This is a genomic window from Streptomyces sp. MAI_2237 (genome assembly GCF_054189285.1).
Window position 1 is genome coordinate 111,898 of record NZ_JAJPGQ010000005.1, and the last position, 21,051, is coordinate 132,948.

Annotated in this window: 18 protein-coding genes and 1 pseudogene; 8 read left to right on the forward strand and 11 right to left on the reverse strand. The window is 68.8% G+C overall.

The annotated features are described in order from the left end of the window. The first annotated feature begins 145 nt into the window (after positions 1-145). Positions 146-712 carry a TetR/AcrR family transcriptional regulator gene (locus tag LN251_RS28650; protein WP_458247076.1) on the forward strand — a complete coding sequence of 189 codons (567 nt, stop codon included), beginning with the start codon at positions 146-148 and terminating at the stop codon, positions 710-712. A gap of 27 nt (positions 713-739) precedes the next feature. Here the strand turns inward: LN251_RS28650 and LN251_RS28655 are convergent, their stop codons facing one another. The 3 genes and pseudogenes from LN251_RS28655 to LN251_RS28665 form a co-directional block, all read right to left on the reverse strand. After that, a complete protein-coding gene (locus LN251_RS28655) occupies positions 740-985 on the reverse strand; it encodes a DUF2283 domain-containing protein (protein ID WP_458247077.1) in 246 nt (81 codons plus the stop codon). A gap of 37 nt (positions 986-1,022) precedes the next feature. Then, positions 1,023-1,360, reverse strand: a pseudogene (locus tag LN251_RS28660) (IS5/IS1182 family transposase); the annotation flags it as partial. A 568-nt stretch (positions 1,361-1,928) separates the two neighbouring features. Next, positions 1,929-2,540 carry a TetR/AcrR family transcriptional regulator gene (locus LN251_RS28665; RefSeq protein ID WP_458247078.1) on the reverse strand — a complete coding sequence of 204 codons (612 nt, stop codon included), beginning with the start codon at positions 2,538-2,540 and terminating at the stop codon, positions 1,929-1,931. Positions 2,541-2,663: 123 nt separating this feature from the next. On the opposite strand from LN251_RS28665, the gene LN251_RS28670 reads away from it, so the two are divergent. Further along, positions 2,664-3,410, forward strand: coding sequence for an SDR family NAD(P)-dependent oxidoreductase (locus LN251_RS28670; RefSeq protein ID WP_458247079.1), 747 nt, complete (start codon positions 2,664-2,666; stop codon positions 3,408-3,410). Between the two features lie 365 nt (positions 3,411-3,775). Next, the gene (locus LN251_RS28675) at positions 3,776-4,633 is read left to right on the forward strand and encodes a hypothetical protein (protein ID WP_458247080.1); all 858 of its coding nucleotides are present in this window, start codon (positions 3,776-3,778) and stop codon (positions 4,631-4,633) included. A gap of 522 nt (positions 4,634-5,155) precedes the next feature. On the opposite strand, the gene LN251_RS28680 is transcribed toward LN251_RS28675, so the two are convergent. Together LN251_RS28680 and LN251_RS28685 are read right to left on the reverse strand one after the other, a co-directional pair. Continuing rightward, positions 5,156-6,277 (reverse strand): fatty acid desaturase family protein, encoded by a 1,122-nt coding sequence (locus LN251_RS28680; RefSeq protein ID WP_458247081.1) that lies wholly within the window; start codon positions 6,275-6,277, stop codon positions 5,156-5,158. 7 nt (positions 6,278-6,284) lie between these two features. Beyond that, complete coding sequence (locus LN251_RS28685; RefSeq protein ID WP_458247082.1) at positions 6,285-7,340, reverse strand: ferredoxin reductase; 1,056 nt, start codon at positions 7,338-7,340, stop codon at positions 6,285-6,287. An 87-nt stretch (positions 7,341-7,427) separates the two neighbouring features. On the opposite strand from LN251_RS28685, the gene LN251_RS28690 reads away from it, so the two are divergent. Further along, positions 7,428-8,567, forward strand: a complete 1,140-nt coding sequence (locus LN251_RS28690) for a PucR family transcriptional regulator (protein WP_458247083.1) — start codon at positions 7,428-7,430, stop codon at positions 8,565-8,567. Positions 8,568-8,691: 124 nt separating this feature from the next. On the opposite strand, the gene LN251_RS28695 is transcribed toward LN251_RS28690, so the two are convergent. Continuing rightward, the gene (locus LN251_RS28695; protein WP_458247084.1) at positions 8,692-9,525 is read right to left on the reverse strand and encodes a PIG-L family deacetylase; all 834 of its coding nucleotides are present in this window, start codon (positions 9,523-9,525) and stop codon (positions 8,692-8,694) included. 439 nt (positions 9,526-9,964) lie between these two features. On the opposite strand from LN251_RS28695, the gene LN251_RS28700 reads away from it, so the two are divergent. Next, a complete protein-coding gene (locus LN251_RS28700) occupies positions 9,965-11,212 on the forward strand; it encodes a metallophosphoesterase (RefSeq protein WP_458247085.1) in 1,248 nt (415 codons plus the stop codon). Positions 11,213-11,647: 435 nt separating this feature from the next. Here the strand turns inward: LN251_RS28700 and LN251_RS28705 are convergent, their stop codons facing one another. Beyond that, positions 11,648-12,373: a hypothetical protein gene (locus tag LN251_RS28705; protein ID WP_458247086.1), complete on the reverse strand. Its 726-nt coding sequence runs from the start codon at positions 12,371-12,373 to the stop codon at positions 11,648-11,650. 252 nt (positions 12,374-12,625) lie between these two features. On the opposite strand from LN251_RS28705, the gene LN251_RS28710 reads away from it, so the two are divergent. Further along, positions 12,626-13,240: an AAA family ATPase gene (locus LN251_RS28710; protein ID WP_458247087.1), complete on the forward strand. Its 615-nt coding sequence runs from the start codon at positions 12,626-12,628 to the stop codon at positions 13,238-13,240. A gap of 17 nt (positions 13,241-13,257) precedes the next feature. On the opposite strand, the gene LN251_RS28715 is transcribed toward LN251_RS28710, so the two are convergent. Beyond that, positions 13,258-14,112: an endonuclease/exonuclease/phosphatase family protein gene (locus LN251_RS28715; RefSeq protein WP_458247088.1), complete on the reverse strand. Its 855-nt coding sequence runs from the start codon at positions 14,110-14,112 to the stop codon at positions 13,258-13,260. Positions 14,113-14,288: 176 nt separating this feature from the next. Beyond that, a complete protein-coding gene (locus LN251_RS28720) occupies positions 14,289-16,982 on the reverse strand; it encodes a hypothetical protein (protein ID WP_458247089.1) in 2,694 nt (897 codons plus the stop codon). A gap of 231 nt (positions 16,983-17,213) precedes the next feature. Here LN251_RS28720 and LN251_RS28725 point away from each other — a divergent pair, with 231 nt between their 5' ends. Next, positions 17,214-18,284, forward strand: coding sequence for a radical SAM protein (locus LN251_RS28725; protein WP_458247090.1), 1,071 nt, complete (start codon positions 17,214-17,216; stop codon positions 18,282-18,284). 58 nt (positions 18,285-18,342) lie between these two features. After that, positions 18,343-19,230, forward strand: coding sequence for a hypothetical protein (locus tag LN251_RS28730; protein WP_458247091.1), 888 nt, complete (start codon positions 18,343-18,345; stop codon positions 19,228-19,230). Positions 19,231-19,293: 63 nt separating this feature from the next. Here LN251_RS28730 and LN251_RS28735 read toward each other — a convergent pair whose 3' ends face one another. Together LN251_RS28735 and LN251_RS28740 are read right to left on the reverse strand one after the other, a co-directional pair. Next, positions 19,294-19,896, reverse strand: a complete 603-nt coding sequence (locus LN251_RS28735; protein ID WP_458247092.1) for a response regulator — start codon at positions 19,894-19,896, stop codon at positions 19,294-19,296. Further along, positions 19,893-21,044 carry a sensor histidine kinase gene (locus LN251_RS28740; protein WP_458247093.1) on the reverse strand — a complete coding sequence of 384 codons (1,152 nt, stop codon included), beginning with the start codon at positions 21,042-21,044 and terminating at the stop codon, positions 19,893-19,895. The genes LN251_RS28735 and LN251_RS28740 overlap by 4 nt, the downstream gene beginning before the upstream one ends. Positions 21,045-21,051: the final 7 nt, after the last annotated feature.

Below are 21,051 nucleotides of genomic sequence, written 5' to 3' on the forward strand. Positions count from 1 at the left end.
TCCCCCTCATCGTCAGTTGCGCCCGGTCACGGTCGACGCGGGTGGCCACACACCCGAGCGCCCTAAAGCAGCCAGAGGCTGCGTTAGTCGACTATAGGGAAGCCCCTTCCGCAAACGCAAGCGGCAACTGCGTTAAGGTGGCGGTATGAACGAGCGACAGCGAGCCCGACGGCCCGGTGGGCGCAGCGCCCGCGTCGGCACGCAGGTACACCAGGCCGTCACCGACCTGATCAGCGAGCGGGGCTACGGCAACTTCACCGTCGGCGATGTCGCAGCCCGCGCGGGCGTGGCCGACAGCAGCATCTACCGCCGGTGGGGCAACCTCGAAGCCCTGCTCACCGACGTGGCGCTCACCCGCCTCAATGCGCAGTCACCGATGCCCGACACCGGGAGTCTCGACGGCGACCTGCGCACCTACGCGGCCCAAGTGGCCCGCGAGATCACCGGACCTGACGGACCGGCCGTCCTGCACCTGGCCTTCGCCCTGTCGAGCAGCGGTCAGCAGGGGCTGCAGGCCGGTGCCGCGCTTCGCGCCGAACGCACCCGGCAACTGCAGTCCATGCTCGATCGCGCCCGCGACCGCGGCGAGCGCGCACCCGACGCGTTCGAGGTGCTGGACCACGTCCTGGCTCCGATGTATATCCGCGTCCTGTTCGGCATGGTCCCGCTCACCCCGGACTACGTCGACGGCCTGGTCGACCGTCTGCTGTGACCTCGCCCAGATCCCGCGACCAGCGCTTCATGCACCCTCGGTGTCCAGCCGCTCCGCGGACCGGAGCAGATATTCGGGCAGTTTTGAACTGGCCGCCAGCACCTCGATGCCGATGAGGCGCCCCTGCTCGTCGAAGTCGAGGTTGATCATGCCGTCCACGCCCACCGGGTCACATGCGTACATGCGCGCGGAGGTCTCTCGGCCGTGGGGTTCGGTGAGGTACAGGTACGCCGCATTCACAGCTCTGTCGTAGGTGACTTCGATGTCTGCCATGGCGAGCCGGCTCCCTTGCCGGTGTTGATGTCCATACCTTGACGATGTCGGTCATGCGGGTGGTGCCGCAACGGAGTTCGCGGAGGAGACACCAGCGTTTGAGGGTGACGATGGCCTGCTCGCCGACAGCGTGGAGCTTGGCGTCGGAGGCGTACGCCGGGCTTCCGGCTGACGTCTTCCAACGGCCGTGATGGGCCGCGCAGATCGTTCCCCACGCCCCCCTGAAAGCCCTTGTCGGCCCAAGGTCTGGGCGCCGGCTACGGTGACTGCGTCGACGATTCCTTGGGGGTGAGTGGCCATGATGTCGTGGACAGCGTCTGGCAGCGCGGGTGAGGCCCCAAGCGGGCGTCCGAACGGATGAGCGTCGACCTGGACTTTTGGGCGCCGCGAAAACGTGGCTGCCTCGGACTTGCTCGAGCAGGTGACGAAAGCGCAACTCCAGCCCGCAAGGAGTGAACCAGCGCAAGGCCGGTCATCTTTGCCAGGGCAGCGCCTCGACCGATGCGATGTCACCCGCCGCCAGCAGTCCGAAGCGCCGGTGGATCTCCTCGCGTGCAACATCACGCATCTCCCCCGGAGCCACCGAGTCCTCGTCCGGGTTCACTCAGTGCCTTCGACTGCGGTCTGCCGGTCTGGGAGCCCCGATGTCTCACTCACGCATGAGAGCGGGTGGTGGCGGTGCCGGCAGAGCCGACCCGCACTCCCGCGGACCGGCCGCGCATCCAGGACCTCGCCAAGGTGCTCGGGCGGTGCAAGAGCAGGGTCTCGCATCACCACTCGCGCATGGCCAAGCACGGCCTCGTCGCGCGTGAGGAGTGCGCGCCGGCACGGAGCGTTCGTCTTCACCGGGCCATAGGGCCATGAAGGCCGCCGCGACGTGCCGTCCTCGGTCCGTGGGCCGGGTGCGGGCGATCAGGTCGTAGGTGGCGTGGTGGCGGCACCGTCAGGCGGCCGCGTGTGCGGGAATCCGAGGTATCGCACGCAGGGCGATGTCGACGGTGGCGTGGAGGGCCGCGCGGGTCGCACCGGCGGCAGCGTGTACGGCGTTGCCCTCGCTGACGACCATGACGTAGCGGGCGAGTGCGTGAGGGTCGGCCTCCGCGGGCAGATCGCCGTCCTCGACGGCGCGGGCCAGCCGGTGCGCCAGGGCACGCTCGCCGGCGAGCCGGCTGTCGGCCAGGAACCTGGCGATGCGGCCGCTGTCGCCGCCCTCGGCCAGGGCGCCCTGCACGGACAGGCACCCCGAGGGGCGGTCGGCGCGGGTGAGCGCGTCGGCGTTGGCCCGCAGGAAGGATTCGACAACCTCGTAGCCCGTCGGCGCCGCGAGGGCCTCGCGAGCGTAGGCCATGTCGGCCTCGGCATAGCGGGCGACGGCCCGGTGGAACAGTTCCTCCTTGTTGCCGAACGCCGCGTACATGCTCGTGCGGTTGATGCCCATGGCCTCGGTGAGGTCGGTGAGCGAGGCCCCTTCGTATCCCTGACGCCAGAAGACCTCCACGGCACGATCCAGCGCGGCCTCCGCGTCGAATCCCCGGGGTCTGCCGCGTACCGCCATGACGCCCTCCTGTGTCGGTCCCGAAAATTTTAACCGAGCGGTACGGAATAGGTGCTCCGGTGCCGTGGTTCTCCACTACCGAACGACTTGAGTACCGAACGGTACAGAAAAGGAGAACCCCTCATGGGACAGCTGGACGGCAAGACCGCCCTCGTCACCGGCGCCACCTCCGGCATCGGCCTGGCCACCGCCCGGCGGCTCGCCGCGGAAGGCGCTCACGTCTTCCTCACGGGCCGCCGCCAGGAAGCCATCGACGAGGCGGTGGCCTCCATCGGCGACCGCGCCACCGGCGTACGTGCCGACGTCGCGAACCTCGACGACCTCGACCGACTCTTCGCTCAGATCGAGCAGCACGGCAGCCTCGACATCGTCTTCGCCAACGCCGGCGGCGGTGAGTTCGCGGCGCTGCCCGACATCACCTGGGACCACTACGCCGACACCTTCAACACCAACGTCGGCGGCACCCTGTTCACCGTGCAGAAGGCACTCCCTCTGCTCACCACCGGCGCATCGATCATCCTGACCAGTTCCAACATCGACACCAAGGGGGCCGCCTCCTTCAGCGTCTACGCCGCGACCAAGGCCGCGCTGCGCTCCCTGACCCGCAGCTGGGCGGCGGAGCTCGTCACCCGCGGCATCCGCGTCAACAGCATCGCGCCCGGGCCGATCGAGACACCCGGCCTCAGCGGCCTCGCGGGCGGTCCTGAGGCCGCCGAACAACTGCTTCAGGGACTGGCCGCCGGGGTGCCCATGAAGCGGCTCGGCCGCCCGGAGGAGATCGCCGAAACCGTCCTCTTCCTCGCCGGCGAGGCCAGCAGCTACATGACCGGTGCCGAGATATACGTCGACGGTGGAGCCAGCCAGATCTGACCACCACAGCCGAGCGTCCACACCGCCGCCCCTGGCCCGCACAGCCAGGGGCGGCCCGCCGAACCCCCCGAGCCAAGTGCGGGACGACCCAGGCGATCGCCACGCCGGCGGCGGTGAGTTCGCGGCGCTGCCCCTGAAATCTTGCGCACTGCCTCGCCCTTCGGTACGGCGGTTGACGAACACGAATGGCCGGTCGTCAAAAACGGTTTGTCACGAGGTTCGACCTCGACGATGATCACGGCATGGCAACCAGAAAGGGCAATGCCCGCTAGGCGCCCCGCTCCGCTCTCCACCGATCGCGCGCCCCCACCGTCGCTCACCGCAGCGCCCGATGGCCGTGACCGCCTGTCCAGGAGAGCCCGCCCATGCAGAAGACCGCCCTCATCCCCTACGCCCGTCTTCCCCGAGCCCACCACGAGCGCCACGTCCTGACCAGTACCGTCGACGAATTCGGCACCGCTCACTGGCTGCTTGCCGATCGCGCCCCGCAGCCCGGCGCCGAAGTCCCGCCGTTCGAAGCCCTGGTCGTCTCCGTCCACCCGGACGGCCACGTCGAGCGCACTGAGCTGAACGCCGTGCGGGCCCGCTGGCCGCATCTGGGACGTCTTCCCGACGGCGGGTTCGTGGTCGCCGCGTCGCGCGGCCGCCGCTTCGAGGACGCCAGGCAAGTCCAGGTCTTCGACGCGCTCGGCCGCGAGACCTCGTCCTTCTCCGTCGGAGACGCCATCGAGCACCTGCTCGTGGATGAGGCCGGCCAGATCTGGGTCGGGCACTTCGACGAGAACCCGGCCGGGATCCGCCGCTGGAGCTCCACGGGCCGACTCACCTGGACGTCAGACGGAGCCGGCATCCCCGGTCTCTTCGACTGCTACGCCCTGAACGTCTCGGGCACCGCCGCCTGGGCGTGCCCCTACACGGACTTCCCACTCGCCGAGATACGCGCCGACCGGCCCGTGCGGGTCTGGGCGAACCGCATCCGGGGCGCCCATGCCGTGGCCGTCCACGGCGATCGCGTCGCCTTCTACGGCGGCTATGGCGAGGAGCGCGACCGACTCGCCCACGGAGAGCTCACCGAAGCATCCGTTGAGCCGACAGACGTCGGCCTGCTCACCCTTCCTGATGGTTCTGCCCCCGGCCGCCCACGAGTCGTCGCCCGGGGAAGCAGGATCTACGTCCAGGCCAAGCCGTTCACCGCGTGGGGCGTGTTCGACCTCAACAGCTGATACTCAACACCGCAGCGGCGAGCTCGACCAGGTCGCAGGTGGCTCCGCGGCGGAAGTCGGTGGGCGCGTGTGCCGGACGGGAGCTGGTCACGCAATCACCGGCCGCCCTGCATGCCGGGGGCGATGGGGCTCGCTTGCGAAAGGGCGTCGACGTTCTTCTGGGCGCGCCAGCCGGCGGAGTTCTTCGTCGTCGGCGCCCCTGGGCGAGGCGGGGTCGACCGGTCGAGCAGTTCCACGGTCCTGCCGGCACGCCCGAGCGTCCCGGCGTCCGCTGCATGCAGGCCAGACCGGCCAGGACCCGCTACGGGGCCCAGCCGGACGCCCTGCGAAAAGTCCGTCGCGAGACCTTCGTGGACCTGACGGAGTTTCCCTGCCGCACGTCCGGGCAGCCCAGCCGGACACCGGGCTGCCCGGATTCCGTGCCGTACGGGCTGATGTCGCGGTCGCCCGCCGTCGACGGCTGGTCTCACCGAACCAGCGGCGCCGCCGGGACGGCCGCAACATCTGAACCAGTACCGCGGCTCAGGCGGCGACGAGCTCCTGCTCGCGTTCCGGCATTTCGACGACGGACTTCTTCTTGTTCGGCAGCGACAGCCGGACGACCTTGTGCCACGCCGAGAACACCTGCTTGGGCAGCGGACCGGTGACGTAGTCCAGCTCGTACTTCTCGAACAGCGCGCGCACCTTCACCGCGACCTCGGCGTACCGGTTGCTCGGCAGGTCCGGGAAGAGGTGGTGCTCGATCTGGTGCGAGAGGTTGCCGGTCATGAAGTGCATGGCCTTGCTGCCGCTGATGTTGGCCGAGCCCATCATCTGGCGCAGGTACCACTGGCCGCGCGTCTCGCCCTTGATCGACCGGCGCTCGAAAACCTGCACGCCCTCGGGGAAGTGCCCGCACATGATCACAGAGTGGGACCAGAGGTTGCGGACGATGTTCGCGGTGAACGTGGCGGCGAGCGTGCTGAGGAACGACGGGCCCGACAGCAGCGGGTGGATCACGTAGTCCTTGAGTACCTGCTTGCGGATCTTGCGGCCCACGGCCTTGGCCCGCGCCCGGAACTCCGGGTTCTTGCGGCGGCGCTTGTTCAGGTTCTTGCCGAGCTCCAGGTCGTACGCGGCGATGCCGTACTCGAAGAAGCAGGCGTTGATGAAGTTCCACAACGGCTGGCCGAGGTGGAACGGCTGCCACTTCTGGTCCTCGTCGACGCGCATGATGCCGTAGCCGAGGTCGTTGTCCTTGCCGAGCACGTTGGTGTACGTGTGGTGCAGCTCGTTGTGCGAGTGCTTCCACTGGTCGGCCGGCGAGACGTGATCCCAGTCCCAGGTAGTGGAGTGGATCTTCGGGTCTCGCATCCAGTCCCACTGGCCGTGCAGGATGTTGTGGCCGATCTCCATGTTGTCCATGATCTTCGCCACGGACAGACCGGCGGTGCCGACCAGCCACGCGGGCGGGAAGAACGAGAACAGCAGCACGCCCCTGCTGACCAGCTCGAGCCTGCGCTGGGCCGAGATGACCTTGCGGATGTAGGCGGCGTCTTTCTCGCCCCGGCTGGCGATCACCTCGTCGCGGATCGCGTCCAGCTCGCGGCCGAGCTCCTCGATCTGCTCTGCGGTCAGGTGGGCGGTGGGGTCGATGGCGGTCAAGGTGCTCCTACCGTTCGATGTCGCAAGGGCCCGCCGCGGCGGACACGCAGGTCTGGATGAGGACGCCCGGCTCGGACTCGGTGATCTCGCCGGTACGCAGGTCGCGGACGGCGCCGGCCTTGAGCGGCGTGACGCAGCCGAAGCAGATGCCCATGCGGCACCCGGAGGGCATGAGCACGCCGGCCTCCTCGCCGACGTCCAGCAACGGCGTGGCGCCGTCCGCGTCGACGGTCTTGCCGGTGGCACTGAACGTGACCTCGCCACCGTCACCGGCGACGACGATGCTGGGGCGGAAGCGTTCGGTGTGCAGGCGCTCTGGTACGCCGTGCTCGCTCCAGTGCTTTTCGGCGGCGTCGAGCAGGCCCGCGGGACCGCAGGCCCAGGTCTCGCGCTCGGTCCAGTCGGGCACGAGTTCGCCGAGACGGGCGATGTCGAGCATGCCGTCGGTGTCGGTGTGCACCTCGGTGAGCCGCAGCTTCTTGTCCGCGACCAGGTCGTGCAGTTCACTGCGGAAGATCACGTCTCGCGGCTGCGGCGCGCAGTGGATCATGACGACGTCGTCGAACTCGGTGTCGCGGAGCATGCCCATCACGGGTGTGATGCCGCTGCCGGCGGTCAGATAGAGCACCTTGGGGGGCCTGGCCTGCGGCAGGACGAAGTCACCGGTCGCCTGGTCGAGCTGGATCAGCGTGCCCGGTTGTGCCTTGCGGACCAGGTGGTTGCTGACCTTGCCGTCCGGGATCGCCTTCACGGTGATCGTGACGCGGCCGTCCTGGCGGTTGGTCGGTGAGGTGATGGAGTAGGCGCGCCACAGGCGCACCCCGTCGACGTCGACCCCGATCCGCACGTACTGACCGGCCGTGTGGCCGCGCCAGCCCCGTCCCGGTCTGATCACGATGGTCGCGGCGTCACCCGTCTCCGGATGCACGGCCTCGATGCGTCCGCGCAGGTCAGCGCCTGCCCGTAGCGGGCTGACCAGGTCGAGGTAGTCCGACGGCAGCAGCGGCGTCGTGACCATCTCCAGCAGTTTCCACGCCCTGCTGCGCAGGGCAGTACTCGTCATGACTCCAGCTTGCTGCGTCTCAGGGCGTAAAGTCCTGACCGTAGGACGTGAATTTGGTCGGTGGAATTGTTCGCAGGGAATGAAAACGTGAGTCAAGTGATCCGGAGGGCCAGCGAACTGGCCCTGGATGAGACGACGGTCACCGTACTTCGGGGCGCGCTGAAGACCACCGCCGACGAAGTCGTCCAGGCGATCATCGACGAGGTCCCGCCCTACGCCAACGCCCTGTCGGGCCACATGGGCGCCACGATCCGCCGAGCCGTGCGCACCGCCCTGGGACACTACCTGGACCTCGCGAGCGGGAACGCCACAGGCGGCGACGGTGGTGACGCGGCCTACGAGCTGGGCCGCGGCGAGGTACGCGACGGCCGTTCGATGGACGCCCTGCTCAGCGCCTACCGCGTCGGCGCCCGCGTGGCCTGGCGGTGCCTCGCAGCGGGTGCCGTACCCGCGGGCCTGCCCGCCGCCGAGGTCGCCAAGTTCGCCGAACTGACCTTCGCCTATATCGACGAGCTCTCCGCAGCGAGCGCCGCGGGGCACGCCGACGAACTGGCCGCCCGGGGCAGGGAGCACGAACGCCACCTGGAGCATCTGGCCCGCGACCTCCTCGCCGGCGCCACTCCGGACGTGCTGCTGGTCTCTGCTCAACGGGCCGGATGGCAGCCTCCCGTTTCCCTGACCGCCGTCCTGCTGCCCAGCGCCCAGGCCCGGCCTGCCTACCGCACACTCGACCCGAGCACCCTCGTCCTCGACGATCTGCCGGACGCCACCGGTGTACTGCTCGTCCCCGATGCCGACCGGTCCCATCTCCTACGGCAGCTGACCGAACGCACGGCCGTGGTCGGTCCGGCGCGGCCATGGACGCGCGCGTCCGCCTCGTACGCACGAGCCGTACGCGCACGCTCCCTCGCGGGCGACATTCGCGACACCGAGGACCACTTGCCTGAGCTGGTGCTGAGCGCCGACGCGGACGCCTTCGCAGACCTGCGAGCCCGAGCTCTCGCACCGTTGCAGACCCTGCCTGTCACGACCGCACAGCGGCTGGAGGAGACGCTGCGGGCGTGGCTGCTGCACCAGGGCAGGCGCGACGAGGTGGCGAAGGCGCTGTTCGTCCATCCTCAGACCGTCCGGTACCGGATGGCACAGCTGCGGGAGCTGTTTCCCGATCTCGCCTCGCCGCACCGGGTCCTTGAACTGACGCTGGCGGTCGGTCTTCAAGCCGGCTGACGCAGTACGTGCGACCGGCAGGTCATGGCGCGGGGTGGCCGTCCTGGTCTTCAAGGGCCAGGACGGCCATCCCGTCATCAGCTGCGTGGCCGGCAGGCTCTCACCCGCCGGTGGGACGGAGGGATCAGCGCAGTCCGGCGAACAGATCGTCCTCGGGTGTGGCCGTACCGGTGGCGTCCTGGACACGGACGAAGGTCTCCATGCCCATCAACTCACCGAACCTCTCCTTGCCCATCTTGAGGAAGAAGATGTTCTCCCCCTGACTGGCGTGCGCGGCCAGAGCGTCGAACTTCTGACCACTGAACGCGGTGGTGTCCACCCATGTGGTGATCTCATCGTCGGGGAGGCCGATCTCCGCGAGCGCGGCCGCCTCCGCCGGATCCGGCTCGGGCATCTCCTCGTTGAACTCGCGCATGATCTCGCCGAACCGCTGCATCATCGAGCGAGGCATGGTGGTCCAGTACACCTTCGGCGTCAGCCCGGACATCTCCAGCGCCGCCATCGTGATGCGGTGGGCCTGAATGTGGTCGGGGTGGCCATAGAAGCCGTTCTCGTCATAGGTGACGACCACGTCAGGTCGGTAGTGCCGCATCCGTTCCGCAAGCCGGGCAGCGCCCTCCTGCACGGGGGTCTGCCAGAACGACCCCGGAGCGTCGTTGCCGGGCCACCCCGCCATCCCGGAGTCGGCGTAGTCCAACATCTCCAGATCGCTGACCTTCAAGACCTCACAGCTCGCTTCGAGTTCTTGACGGCGCATCATCGCGACCGCTGCCGGGTCGTGCCCGGGGTCACCCGGCTTGACACCCCCCGGTCCATCACCGCAGCTGCCGTCGGTACACGTCACGAGAACCGTGCGGATGCCTTCCGCCGCGTACCGTGCCAAGATCCCTCCGGTTCCCGTGGCCTCGTCGTCGGGGTGAGCGTGTACTGCCATGAGTGTCAAAGGCCGACTGAGCATCGATCAATCCTCCTGCGAAGTACGTCTTGGTCCACGGGCGCGGCAGGCCCTGCCGCCGTCCTGAAGATCCGGGCCACGGTGTGGCGGACGACGCTGTGGTCTCCGTGGTCCCCCGAGCGGCGCCGGTCCCTCGATCGATGCAACCAGCCGACCGGACCGGCCTGTTCCCGACACGCCTCCTGCCTTCATCGCATCTGCGTCTCCACGTGAGCGAGGCACAGGCAAGACCTCGATGTCTGGGCGTCACGTCGGAGGTGGCTACGGTCCGGCATCTGCGGCGATCTTCGCAGTGATCGGGGCGGGTGGTGGTGATCGGGTCGGGTGATGGCTCCGCACTCGCTTCGGCACCCGGTGAGCGCTGATCCGGGCACGGAATCGGGCCGCCCAAGGGCAACCAGGTAAAGTGCACGTGACGGCAGCTTGGTGGGGAAGGGCAAGCATGACCAACACCAGCAGCACCCGAACCACCGAGGGCCATGCGCAAGTACGGCGGCGGAGCCGACTGTACCGAGTGATGCGCTACATCCCTCTCGTCGCCCCCGTCCTGCTGTGGGCCGTTCCGTGCTGGGTGCTGCTGTACATGGGCCAGCACTGGCCGCTGCCCATCACACTGCTCGGCACGGCCCTGTTCGCTCTCGGTCTCACGGGTATGCCGCTCGCCATGGCGCGCGGTCACGGCCGGCGTCAGCAGGACTGGGCGGCGATCATCGGTGACACCCTGCTGGGAACAAGCTGGATTCTGTTCACCTGGTCCGTTCTGCTCGGCGTCCTGTTGCGGCTCGCCCTGACCATCGCCGGCGTCGGCGAAGGTCAGGACCAGGCCCGCATCGTCACGTGGGCCGCCCTGGGCGTAAGCGCCCTCATGGTGGGCTGGGGTTACATCGAGGCCCGCCGCGTCCCGCGCGTGCGCCGACTCGACGTGCAGCTCCCGCGGCTGGGTGCCGGTCTGGACGGCCTCCGCGTCGTACTCATCACGGACACCCACTACGGTCCCCTCGATCGGGCCCGCTGGTCGGCACGGGTGTGCGAGAGGGTCAACACCCTGGAAGCCGACCTGGTCTGCCACACCGGCGACATCGCGGACGGCACGGCTCAACGCCGCCGCGCCCAAGCCGCCCCACTCGGAACCGTGCAAGCCACCCGGGCCCGGGTGTACGTCACCGGTAACCACGAGTACTACAGCGAAGCCCAGGGCTGGGTCGACCTGATGGGCGAGCTGGGTTGGGAGCCGCTGCGCAACCGCCATCTGCTGCTCGAACGCGGGGGCGACACCCTCGTGGTCGCCGGCGTGGACGACGTCACCGCCGAGAACTCCGGCCTGGCGGGCCACGGCGCTCATCTCGCCGGAGCCTTGAGCGGCGCCGACCCCGAATTGCCTGTCCTGCTGCTGGCGCACCAGCCCAAGTTCGTCGACCGGGCAGCAGCCGACGGCATCGACCTCCAGCTCTCCGGGCACACTCACGGCGGCCAGATCTGGCCGTTCCACCACCTGGTCCGACTCGACCAGCCCGCCCTCGCCGGCCTCAGCCGCCACGGCGCCCGCACCCTCCTCTACACCAGCCGCGGCACGGGCTTCTGGGGGCCGCCTTTCCGCGTCTTCGCTCCCAGCGAGATCACCCTGCTCGTCCTCCGCTCCCCCCAGGTGGCCACCTCACCTGGCACCGGGCAGGCCGACACATCCGCTTGACGCCGTCCTCTGGCCGAGAGCGCGGGGGTAGAGATGAGCTGCACGGCACAGCCGCCGAACAGCACCTGACAGGGCGCAGATGCGTCACCGGCCTGTCCGGCAGTGAGCACGAAGGCCAGTGGCCGACAGTGGGCATAGGAGGCGAGGTGGATCCTTGTGGTCAGCCCACCGCCAGACCGGCCGCTGGCATTGTCATCGGGCTCGCGGGCCGGGGCTGCTCTCTGCGGGACCAGGCTGCGTACCGGTGAGCGCGCACGACAGTGGAGTCGACCGAGACGACCCGGTTGAGGCCTTCCTCCGCGTCGGCCTGCGCGACGAGCGCGGCGAACGCCCTCTCCCGGGTGCCGTCGATGGCTCATATCCGCAGCCTGTTGCAGACGCGTCAGTCGCGCCGTACAGAGTTCCTCTCGCGCTGTAGTCTCCCCTGCCGACCTGCTAGGCGGACTGCAGCTCGCGGACGCGGGCGCGGAAGACACGCCAGCGACGTTCGTTGTCGTGCACCAGCATCGCCGACTCCGCCGTGAGGTCGGCCGCCCGATCCAGCAGTTCGGATGCCGAATACAAGTAGGCGGGGGCGTGCCGTTCACCCGCCAGGTCGGCCCGCAGTGCCGCCGGTGTGAAGTCGACCTTGGCCAGCAGGTCCAGGGCGCGCCGCAGCAACCGGGCGATCAGGCACTGCAGCGCAGCCGACTGCCAGTCGTTGGAGATGATCCGGTGCCGTTCCCCAAGCAGGTCGGCCAGCGCGGGGTACGCGGCCAAGCTCCCCGCGATCTCCCATGCCTGCTCCATCGCCTGAGTCAGCCAGGTACCCGTCTGCTCGACGTCATCGGCGACCTGCCGGACCTCGCGCTTCAACCGCTGCAGTTCGGTCGGCTCGCCCTCACCCTCCATGAACAGCACTCCCGACTCGGCGACGAGCCCAGGCGCGTTCAGGTCCTGAGTGCCGGCGAACCCGACCGAGGACGTCTGCTCACCCACGCTGACCTCGCTCCACCGGTCAGCCAGCGCCTTCAGCACCCGAGAGCCGGCCTGCAGCTCACCGGCCTGCCGCAACGGCGCCTGAGAGTAGTACTCCTCATGCTCGCGGTGGAACCGCGCGAGATTGTCGATCAACTGCAAGAGCGACTCAGGAGGGCTGACCTGCGCTTCGTTTTCGGCCATGCCGACAGTCTGCACCGCTCCCCCGCCCATGGGACCGCAAGGCACACGCCGAGCGCAGGAGATTCCAGCCATCCGTGGGCGTTCACGCTGGGGAGGAATGCGTCTCAAGCCTGCTCTGACGTGCTGGTCAGAGCGGCCTGCTGTTCATCATCGGCCGACGAAGCACGTCCCTGATCAGTAGGTGCAGCCCCCTGTCGTTGCAGAGCCCCATGCCACAAGCCGAGTGCTGGTCGGACGTGGCATCGTGGCGGCATGAACGCGCCATCCCTCTCTCGGACGTCCCCTGGCCGGGGTCAGGTGATCGTCCTGACCGGGCCGCCCGGAGCCGGCAAGAGCACCGTGGCACACCTGCTGGCCAGTCGCCTGACTCCCAGTGTCCACCTGCACAGCGACGACTTCTGGCGCTATATCGAGCAGGGCTGGATCGCGCCTTACCTGCCCGAGGCTCATCAACAGAACCAGGTGGTCCTGCGGGTACTCGTCTCGGCAGCGTTCGGGTACGCCGACGGCGGCTACCAGGTGATCTGCGACGGGGTCGTCGGGCCTTGGTTCATCGACCTCTTCCGTGAGACCGCCCAGGAGCGGGCCCTGCCGCTGAGCTACGTCATCCTTCGGCCGGACCAGCAGACGACCCTGGAACGGGCAACGAGCCGGGCCGACGACGCCTTGACCGACCCGGAGCCGATTCGCTCCCTGCACGGCCAGTTCAGCGACGTGGGCGTCTTTGAGGCCCACGTCCTGGATTCCACCGGCCTGTCGGCCGAAGCAACCGCCGGCAGCATCCTGCAAGGCGTCGCGACCGGCGCCTACCTCCTCAACCGGAGCGGCAGCACCACCGACACCAACGACTCGAACCGCACCTCATGACGGCGAGGCGCATTCCCCTATGAGCTGGCCGCCTTGTCGGGCGCCAGATCGGTGTACAGCATGTGGTGGTCCGAGTAGGCACTCGGCCGAACATGGTGGTCGCGGGCGTCGACGCCGCGCAGGAAGATGTAGTCGAACTTGCTCCGCCAGTCCGTGGTCGGCTTGCAGCCGTCGGCGGACGAGGGACGGCACTTGGGGTCGGTGTCCGTGGCCAGCCGCCACATCGGGCCGAGTTCGGAGGCGTACGGCACCGCGTTGAAGTCGCCCATGACGATCGCGCGGTCGTGGTGGGCGACCGCCTTGGCGAGGACGTCGACCTGCTCCGCCCGGACCGACTCCTGGCGTCGCTCGGCAAGGTGAGTATTGAACACCCTGACCTGTCGGCCGCCGACCGTGGTCGTGACCGCCATGTATCCACGGTCCTCGGACCCGCCGTCGGGATACTCCACGGCGACGGCGTCGGTCATCGGCGCCGCCGAGAGGATGGCTTCGCCGTAGCCCCCCGGCTTCCACGGCGCTCCTCCGCAGCGACCCCAGCTCCGCAGAACCGTGCCGTACTCGACGTGGTAGTCGAGCCCGTGGCGGCTCTTGAGGTAGTTCCGGATCCGCTCGACCTCACCTGTGCACGACTCCTGCAACCCGATGACCTGAGGCGCCAAGGCCGCGATCTCCCCCGCCAGGTCGACGTCACCGCTCTTGCACGGGTTGCAGATGTTCCATGTCATGACGCGGTTCGGTACGGCGTCGTGGTCGGTCGCCTGCGGCTGCGACTCAGCGGATGAGGCACCGCCGGGAAATCTGGGGCCCACGGCCACCATCCAGACCGCGACGACGGCGCCCACGAGCAGCAGTGCGCTCTTTCCCTGCACCATCGTCTCCTCACGTGGACGGACCGGGCGGCGACAGCCCGGCGAACCGGCCGCGGGCCGCTCCCCCAACATCGTAGAGCGCTCCTCGGCGCTCAGCGGGGCGGCGATCCCATGCCCCCGTTCTGGCCTGACCCCGACCGCCCGCGAGGCAGACGAATGCCGGTGAGCCAGGAACGGCGTCAAGACAGGGACTGTTGTGCGCACGCGTCGGCTGTCCGCGGTGGCTCGGGGCGGTCGTGAAGCATCGCCATCGCCAGTTCCAGCCGTGAGCGGTAGCCGGATCGGGAGAACAGTCTGGTGAGCCGGGACTCGATGCTTCTCCTGCTGACGCCGAGGAGCGCCGAGATCTGCTGGTTGCCGAAACCCTGGGCGACCAGCACCGCGAGCAGGCGCTCGTTCTCCTCCACGACGGCCTGGCGGTCGGGCACCGCGACATCGTGTTCGCGCATGAGCGTCCGCATCCGCGCCCGGACGAGCAGCGTGCCGAGCGGGCCCAGCAAGCCGTACGCCTCTCGGAGCGACTGCGGGTCGGCCGCGCCGACGCGCACCAGGTGTTCGATGGCCATGGCCAGTTCGAACGGCTGGCCCAGGGCGCGGGCGGCGTTCAGGGCGGCTGGACCGGAGTGCGGGTCGATGGCGGCCTTGACGAGCAGGCTGTGTGCGACGGCGCGGTCCGTGCGCAGTTTGCTCGCGATCGTGTCGGCTTCGCGCGAGCACATGCCGAGTCGGTCGCGGTCTGCCGTCGCGACGGCGAGCTGTGCGGAAGCGAACCAGATCTCGTCGGTGCCGACCACTGTGTCGCCGTTCGACGCGTACGTGACGGCCTGGTCGAGAATGCGTGCCGCTTGCCGGTGCTCGCCGAGTGCCATCGCGGCGCGCGCCTGGGGGACGGCGAGCAGATGGAGCAGCGGTGTGCGGCCTCCGCCGTGGCCGCGGTCGATGAGCTCGCTCGCCTTCCTCAGCTGGCCGCGTGCCAGCAGGATCAGTGCCGCGGTCTGGATCATGCCGATTCGGCTCGGGTCCGAGCTGGGCGTCGCGTCGGGAGCGAGGCAGCGGCGCGTGAGCTTCAGCGCGCGGGTGAACTCACCGCGGCGCGCGGCCAGTACGGCCTGGTCGGCGAGTGCCAGGTGCTCGGGGCGGCCGCCGCTGCGGCTGAGTGTTCCTTCGGCTGCGGTCAGTTCCCCGAGAGTGAGGAGGGCCGCGGTGTAGGGGAGGCCTCGCTCATCCGGGCCGGACAGGTGCTCGGTGAAGCGGTCGGGTTGGCCTTGCCACAGCGCGGCGAGGGAGGCGAGGACCTCCGCGCGGCGGGCCGGGTAGTCGTGCTGTCCGGCGTGGTCTGTGGGGCCGTCGGGCGGGGCCTCGTGGCGCGGGACGTCGTAGAGGAGTTCGCGGACCCGTTTCCACTGGCCGAGTGCGTAGGACGCACCCGCTCTGGTCACGGCCTGGATCACCGGGTCGGGCGCCCAGGGCCATGTCTCGCCCCGGGCCAGCCAGTTGAGGGCGGCCTGGTTGCCGGTGGCGCGCAGCATGGAGATGTGGGCCAGGTGGATGTCGATGAGGAGGGAGGTGCAGCCGGTTTGGGTGGACACGTCGTTGAGCAGCGATTCGAGGGTCGCCAGGCTCTCGGCCGTTCTGCCTTGCGCGGCGAACACGCGCGCGGATTCCCAGAGGATGCGCACGCGTTCCGTCTCGTCCGAGGAGAGTTCGGCGGCGACCCGCAGCCAGACGCCGGCGTTGGCACCGGAGCGGGAGCCGGGCCGGCCCGCTGATCCGCCCCCGAAGCCGGGACCGGAGCCGGAGGGCCGGTACATCGATGCCCGTGCGTGTGCGAGGAGTTCCGCCTTGGCACGTCGTTCGTCGAGCATGCGTCCGGCGCAGGCCTGCTGATCGGCGAGGTAGTCGGGGTCGGTGCAGCGGGCACGTCCCGTCCAGACCGCCGTGACCGCCACCTCGGCGAGGCGGCGGCGTTCGTAGGGGCCGGGCTGGCCCATCAGGATCCGTTGCACCAGCGGAAGCCGGAAGATCCAGCGACCGCCGTCCCGCGCCTGCCGTACGATTCCGTTCGCGCGCAGCACGTGGAGGGCCTCCGTGACCTCGGGCTGCGACAGGCCCGTTGCTTTCGCAACGAGTTCCGGCATGGCGTCGCCGAGCGGATGGAGAACCGCCGCGGCCTTTGCCACGGACCACGTGGTCGCACCGAGCCCACGCAGTTCCTGAAGGAGCCGGTGCTGGGGCCGTAGCGTCGGTTCGGCGTCCGGGCGGACGAGATGGGTGCGCAGATCGACGACGCGGATGCCGTCGGCGGCGGTCAGCGCGTCGATGGCGATGCCGACCGCCTTGGGTCGGTTCCGGGCGAGTCTGCCTACGTGGCGCACCAGTTCGGCCGTGGGTTCGGCACCCGAGCGTTCGGTGATGAGGGCGGCGAGTCCGGTTTCGTCGAGCGGCCGGAGCCAGACGACGTCGACGAGCCGTTCATCGACCAGTTCGGACACCAGCTGGGGTTGGGCGGCGGCCGGGACGTCGACCCGTACCGTGCACACGCAGCGCAGACCTGTGTCGGTCGAGGCGCGGACCAGTGACGTCAGCCGTCTGATCGTGCCGGCGTCGACCCATTGCGCGTCGTCGATCGCGAGCACGGTGTCCGGCCGGTCTGACCGCTCCTTCGGGTGGAGCGCGCGCAAGTTGTTGAGCACGTTGCCGAGTGCGGAGTGCGGCTGTCTGGGCCGCGCGGCGACGAACCAGGTGCGGTCGTCGCCGAACTCCTGGCATACCTGCTTGAGCACGGTGCTCAGCCCGGTGCCGCCGGTACCGAGGATCAGTACGGCTCTGGGCCCGGCGGGATCGGCTATGGCGTCGACGATCCCGCGGACCATTCGGTCGCGGCCTGAAGACAATTCAACGGGTCTGGACCGACATCGATTCGGGGCTTCTAGCCAATCGGAACCACTTCGTTCTCTTTCCTCGATGTTCATCACACAACTCCTCCATCCACCCAATCAGATACAGGGTATTCTTACTCATCCAGTGGACAACAATCTCTACTCGAAGAGTCATTTCCGTGTACGGAAAGCCCACCGCGCCCGACTTTGTACGGATGTGAAGCCATGATCTCCACCGATAAGAGACCGGTGCAGCTCGTCGAGTTCACCGCGATGCACGGTGTCCGATACAGCGTTACCCTCGGATACCTCAAGGCGACGTCCGTCGCCGACCCCGCTCTTGACAACGCCTGCGATTTCCGGATCAGCGTGCGCGAACAGAGCGGCGGCGACCAGGCGATGACAGAGCTGCTCGATTCATGGGACGAACCCTTCGTCGTCGCGTTGACCGTCTTCTTCTGGAACCGCGCGCAATCCCTGGAGTTGGCCCAGCGGGTGAAGGAGCGCTGGCCGAACTGCCGTATCGTGGTCGGCGGCAACGACGTCAGCCACCAGCAGGAAGCGCTGTTCGCCGAGGCTCCCTGGGTCGATGTACTGGTGCACGGCGAAGGCGAACTGCGTTTCCGTGACCTGTTGCACTGCTTCTTGGCCGAAGGCGACCTTGCCACGATCCCCGGAATCAGCTACTGGGCCGCCGACGGAAACCTCGTCACCAATCCCGATGCGGATCGCATTACCGACCTCGAGCAGATCGTCTCGCCGATCCTCACCCCGGTGTATTCCGACGAGGAAATCACCGGCTCGTCCATGATCGTGTACGAGACCAACCGCGGCTGCCCGTACCGGTGCGCGTTCTGCTATTGGGGCGGTGCGACCAACTCCAAGGTGCGCCAGTTCGACCTCGACCGGATCTTCGCCGAGCTCGACCGGTTGATCCGGCTGATGCCCACGGACGCCACGCTGTTCATCGCGGACGCCAATTTCGGCATCCTCGCCCGTGACCGGCAGATCGCCGAGCACATCGTCGAACTCAGCAAGCGCTACGACAAGCGGCTCATCGTCAGCACGAACTGGGCGAAGAACAGCAACGAACGTATAGTTGAAATCGCGAGCATGCTGCATGCCGCCGATCTCACGGGTGCGATCACGCTCTCCGCGCAGTCCTTCGACGCCGAAGTACTGAAGATCGCCAACCGCTCCAACATCCGCACCGACCATTACCGCCGGCTGCTGACCCGGTTCCGCGCACTCGACGTGCCCACCTACACCGATCTGATCTGGGGGCCTGCCCGGTGAGACGTACGACTCGTACCTCAACGGAATCGAAGAGGTACTGAGCGCGGGCGGTTCACCGGTGATCTATCCGCTGCTTCTGCTCAACAACACCGAATACTCACACGCGTCCTTCAAGGACGAACACGCTCTCGAGACCCGCTGGATGCCCGGCGACGTCACCAATCCCGAACTCATCGCCGACGTCGTCGTCGCGCACGAGGCCATGACGTCCGAGGACTGGGTCAGGGGCATGGAGTTCCGGGTGGCCATGACCCTGTTCCAGAAGATCCTTCTGCGCTGCGCACTGCGGGTCATCCACGCCACCACCGGCGTCCGCATGGTCGAACTGTGCGCGCGGCTGCAGTCGTTCCTCCTCCATGACTGCCCCGACCCGTTCCTGCGGGCCGTCGCCCGCAACATCGCCATCGCCTACCGGGAGCCGGCCGAGCTGGACATGCCGCTGCTCAAGACGGTCATCGGCGACCAGATCGTCGTGCCCGAGGAAGTGCACTTCCAGGCACTGCTGTGCCGGAGCGTCTCCACCGAACGCGCCACCGCGGACCTGCTCAACGCCGCGGTCGACCACCTGTGCGCAGGGTTGGCCGACTCCGGTTTCGAGGTGGACCGTGTGCTGGTCGACGGCGCCCTGTCACTCGACATCGCGGCGACGACGATCATGCGGGCAAGTCTGCGCGGCGTGCTCGAGGAAGCGGAGTTCGCGGTGCCGAAGCAGGGCTGGAACCTGCTCGTCGCATCCGGCGACGTACCGTCGAGTCTCGACACGAGCAGACAGGGGAGCACGGTGCGCGGCACGGTATGGGCGCCGCCGCGCTGGGTGCACTACCCGATCAGCGTCTACGCCCTGTCGATCTGGCACGGCACCGGCCGCCCTCTGCACGACCTGCAGTTCGCCCTGCGCGACACGCAGTTCGTCGTGCCCGACCGGCTCCCGGCCCTGGCCGGCTGACGACGTCACCACGAACCGGGACCCGTCCGGCGCGGCCGGACGGGTCCCGAACTGCTTCCGGTATCAGAGCCAACCGCGGGTCTGGGCTGTTCTGGCCGCTTCGGTCCGGTTGCGGGCACCGAGTTTGGCCATCGCGGTGGACAGGTAGTTGCGTACCGTGCCCTCGGCGAGGAACATCCGGCCGGCGATCTCCGCGTTGCTCGCCCCGTCCGCGACCGCGCGCAGCAGTTCGCGTTCCCGGTCGGTCAGCGGATCGGCCGCGTCCCAGGCGGCCATCGCCAGTTCCGGCGCGACCACCCGCTCGCCGGCGTACACCCGGCGCAGGGCCGCAGCCAGTTCGCCGATCGGCGCGTCCTTGAGGACGTACCCGGCCACCCCCGCGTCGACCGCCCGCCGCAGATAGCCACTGCGCGCGAAGGTGGTCACGATCAACACCTTGGTGTGGTCGCCCAGTCGGTTGAGATCCGCGGCCAGGTCGAGACCGCTGCGGCCGGGCATCTCGATGTCGGTCACCAGCACGTCCGGCCGGTGCTCGCGGACCGCGGCCAGTGCGTCGTCGCCGTTGGTCGCGGTCGCCACCACCGTGATGTCCGGTTGCAGATCCAGGAGGGACGCGAACGCGCTCAGCACCATGCCCTGGTCCTCGGCCAGTACCACCCGGATCATCGGGCCGCCTCCACCGGAACCGTGATTGTGAGGGTCGTGCCGGCGGAGCCGGTGCGCCGCACCGCGCCGCCGAGTTTCGCGACCCGCTCGCGCAGCCCGGTCAGCCCGGTGCCCTCCGGGGCGTCGCCGCCGATCCCGTCGTCCGCTATCACCAGCCGCAGCCGTTCGTCGTCCGCGTCCAGTCCGATGTGGCAGACGGACGCCCGTGCGTGCCGGGCCACGTTCGTCACGGCCTCCCGCAACGCCAGCCCCAGTTCGTGCTCGGCCTGCGACAGAAGGATCAGCTCGTCGTCGAAGTCGACCCGCAGTGTCACCCCGGACCCGGCCAGCACCCGCCGGGCCGCCCCCAGTTCGGTGCGGATGTCGGTCTGCCGCCAGCCGGTGACCGTGCTGCGCACCGCCGCCAGCGCCTCCCGCGCGTTGCGTTCCATCTCCTCGGCCTCGGCACGCGCCCGCTGCGGGTCGGCGAGCACCAGTTCCTTGGTCAGCTGCGCGCGCATCACGACCGCGGTCAGCGAATGCCCGAGCAGATCGTGCAGATCACGCGCGATCCGTTCGCGTTCCGCGATGGTCGCGAGGAGTTCGACCTGCGAGCTGCGCAGCCGCTCGTTCTCCTGTTCCTGCCGCCGGTCGTGCTGGCGGAGTTCGAGCAGCCCGATCACCCAGATCAGCGCGAGCGGCGGAACGAACCCCCACAGCCGGTAGGGCATCGGCACCCGCGACACCAGCACCGTCACGCCGTCGAGCGCCGTCAGACCGACGAACCACAAGCGGGCGGCATGCCGCGGCAGGGAGTTGCCGGCCGCAGCCGCCGCGTAGATGAACAGCACACTGGCGTTGGTGTTGAACGGCGTGGCCAGAGCGCCGAGGACGGCCATGGGCACGATCGACGTCCAGATCTGCCGCACGGACCGGCCCCGCAGCAGCGCCAGGGCGTACAGCACCGCCGTCAGCACACACACGGCGATCGCCAGCGGCCACTCCCACCAGGCGGGATCGGGTGTGAAGTACGGCTGCGCCGGCACGAACAGCAGGTAGCCGAGATAAACCCACTCCCAGGTCAGCAGCCGTTCGGCCACCGACCCGGAAGGAGAAGGGGAGGCGTCGAGGGTCTCTGCGCCCGCACTCATGTCTGCGACGGTGCTCATGCCCGCG

What these genes read in the sequence shown, in the direction of transcription:
- LN251_RS28740 (WP_458247093.1), bottom strand. Translation starts at nt 21,044, where the DNA reads ATGAGCACCGTCGCAGACATGAGTGCGGGCGCAGAGACCCTCGACGCC.
- LN251_RS28715 (WP_458247088.1), bottom strand. Translation starts at nt 14,112, where the DNA reads ATGGTGCAGGGAAAGAGCGCACTGCTGCTCGTGGGCGCCGTCGTCGCG.
- LN251_RS28725 (WP_458247090.1), top strand. Translation starts at nt 17,214, where the DNA reads ATGATCTCCACCGATAAGAGACCGGTGCAGCTCGTCGAGTTCACCGCG.
- LN251_RS28735 (WP_458247092.1), bottom strand. Translation starts at nt 19,896, where the DNA reads ATGATCCGGGTGGTACTGGCCGAGGACCAGGGCATGGTGCTGAGCGCG.
- LN251_RS28695 (WP_458247084.1), bottom strand. Translation starts at nt 9,525, where the DNA reads ATGCTCAGTCGGCCTTTGACACTCATGGCAGTACACGCTCACCCCGAC.
- LN251_RS28705 (WP_458247086.1), bottom strand. Translation starts at nt 12,373, where the DNA reads ATGGCCGAAAACGAAGCGCAGGTCAGCCCTCCTGAGTCGCTCTTGCAG.
- LN251_RS28665 (WP_458247078.1), bottom strand. Translation starts at nt 2,540, where the DNA reads ATGGCGGTACGCGGCAGACCCCGGGGATTCGACGCGGAGGCCGCGCTG.
- LN251_RS28720 (WP_458247089.1), bottom strand. Translation starts at nt 16,982, where the DNA reads ATGGTCCGCGGGATCGTCGACGCCATAGCCGATCCCGCCGGGCCCAGA.
- LN251_RS28700 (WP_458247085.1), top strand. Translation starts at nt 9,965, where the DNA reads ATGACCAACACCAGCAGCACCCGAACCACCGAGGGCCATGCGCAAGTA.
- LN251_RS28675 (WP_458247080.1), top strand. Translation starts at nt 3,776, where the DNA reads ATGCAGAAGACCGCCCTCATCCCCTACGCCCGTCTTCCCCGAGCCCAC.
- LN251_RS28685 (WP_458247082.1), bottom strand. Translation starts at nt 7,340, where the DNA reads ATGACGAGTACTGCCCTGCGCAGCAGGGCGTGGAAACTGCTGGAGATG.
- LN251_RS28650 (WP_458247076.1), top strand. Translation starts at nt 146, where the DNA reads ATGAACGAGCGACAGCGAGCCCGACGGCCCGGTGGGCGCAGCGCCCGC.
- LN251_RS28655 (WP_458247077.1), bottom strand. Translation starts at nt 985, where the DNA reads ATGGCAGACATCGAAGTCACCTACGACAGAGCTGTGAATGCGGCGTAC.
- LN251_RS28670 (WP_458247079.1), top strand. Translation starts at nt 2,664, where the DNA reads ATGGGACAGCTGGACGGCAAGACCGCCCTCGTCACCGGCGCCACCTCC.
- LN251_RS28710 (WP_458247087.1), top strand. Translation starts at nt 12,626, where the DNA reads ATGAACGCGCCATCCCTCTCTCGGACGTCCCCTGGCCGGGGTCAGGTG.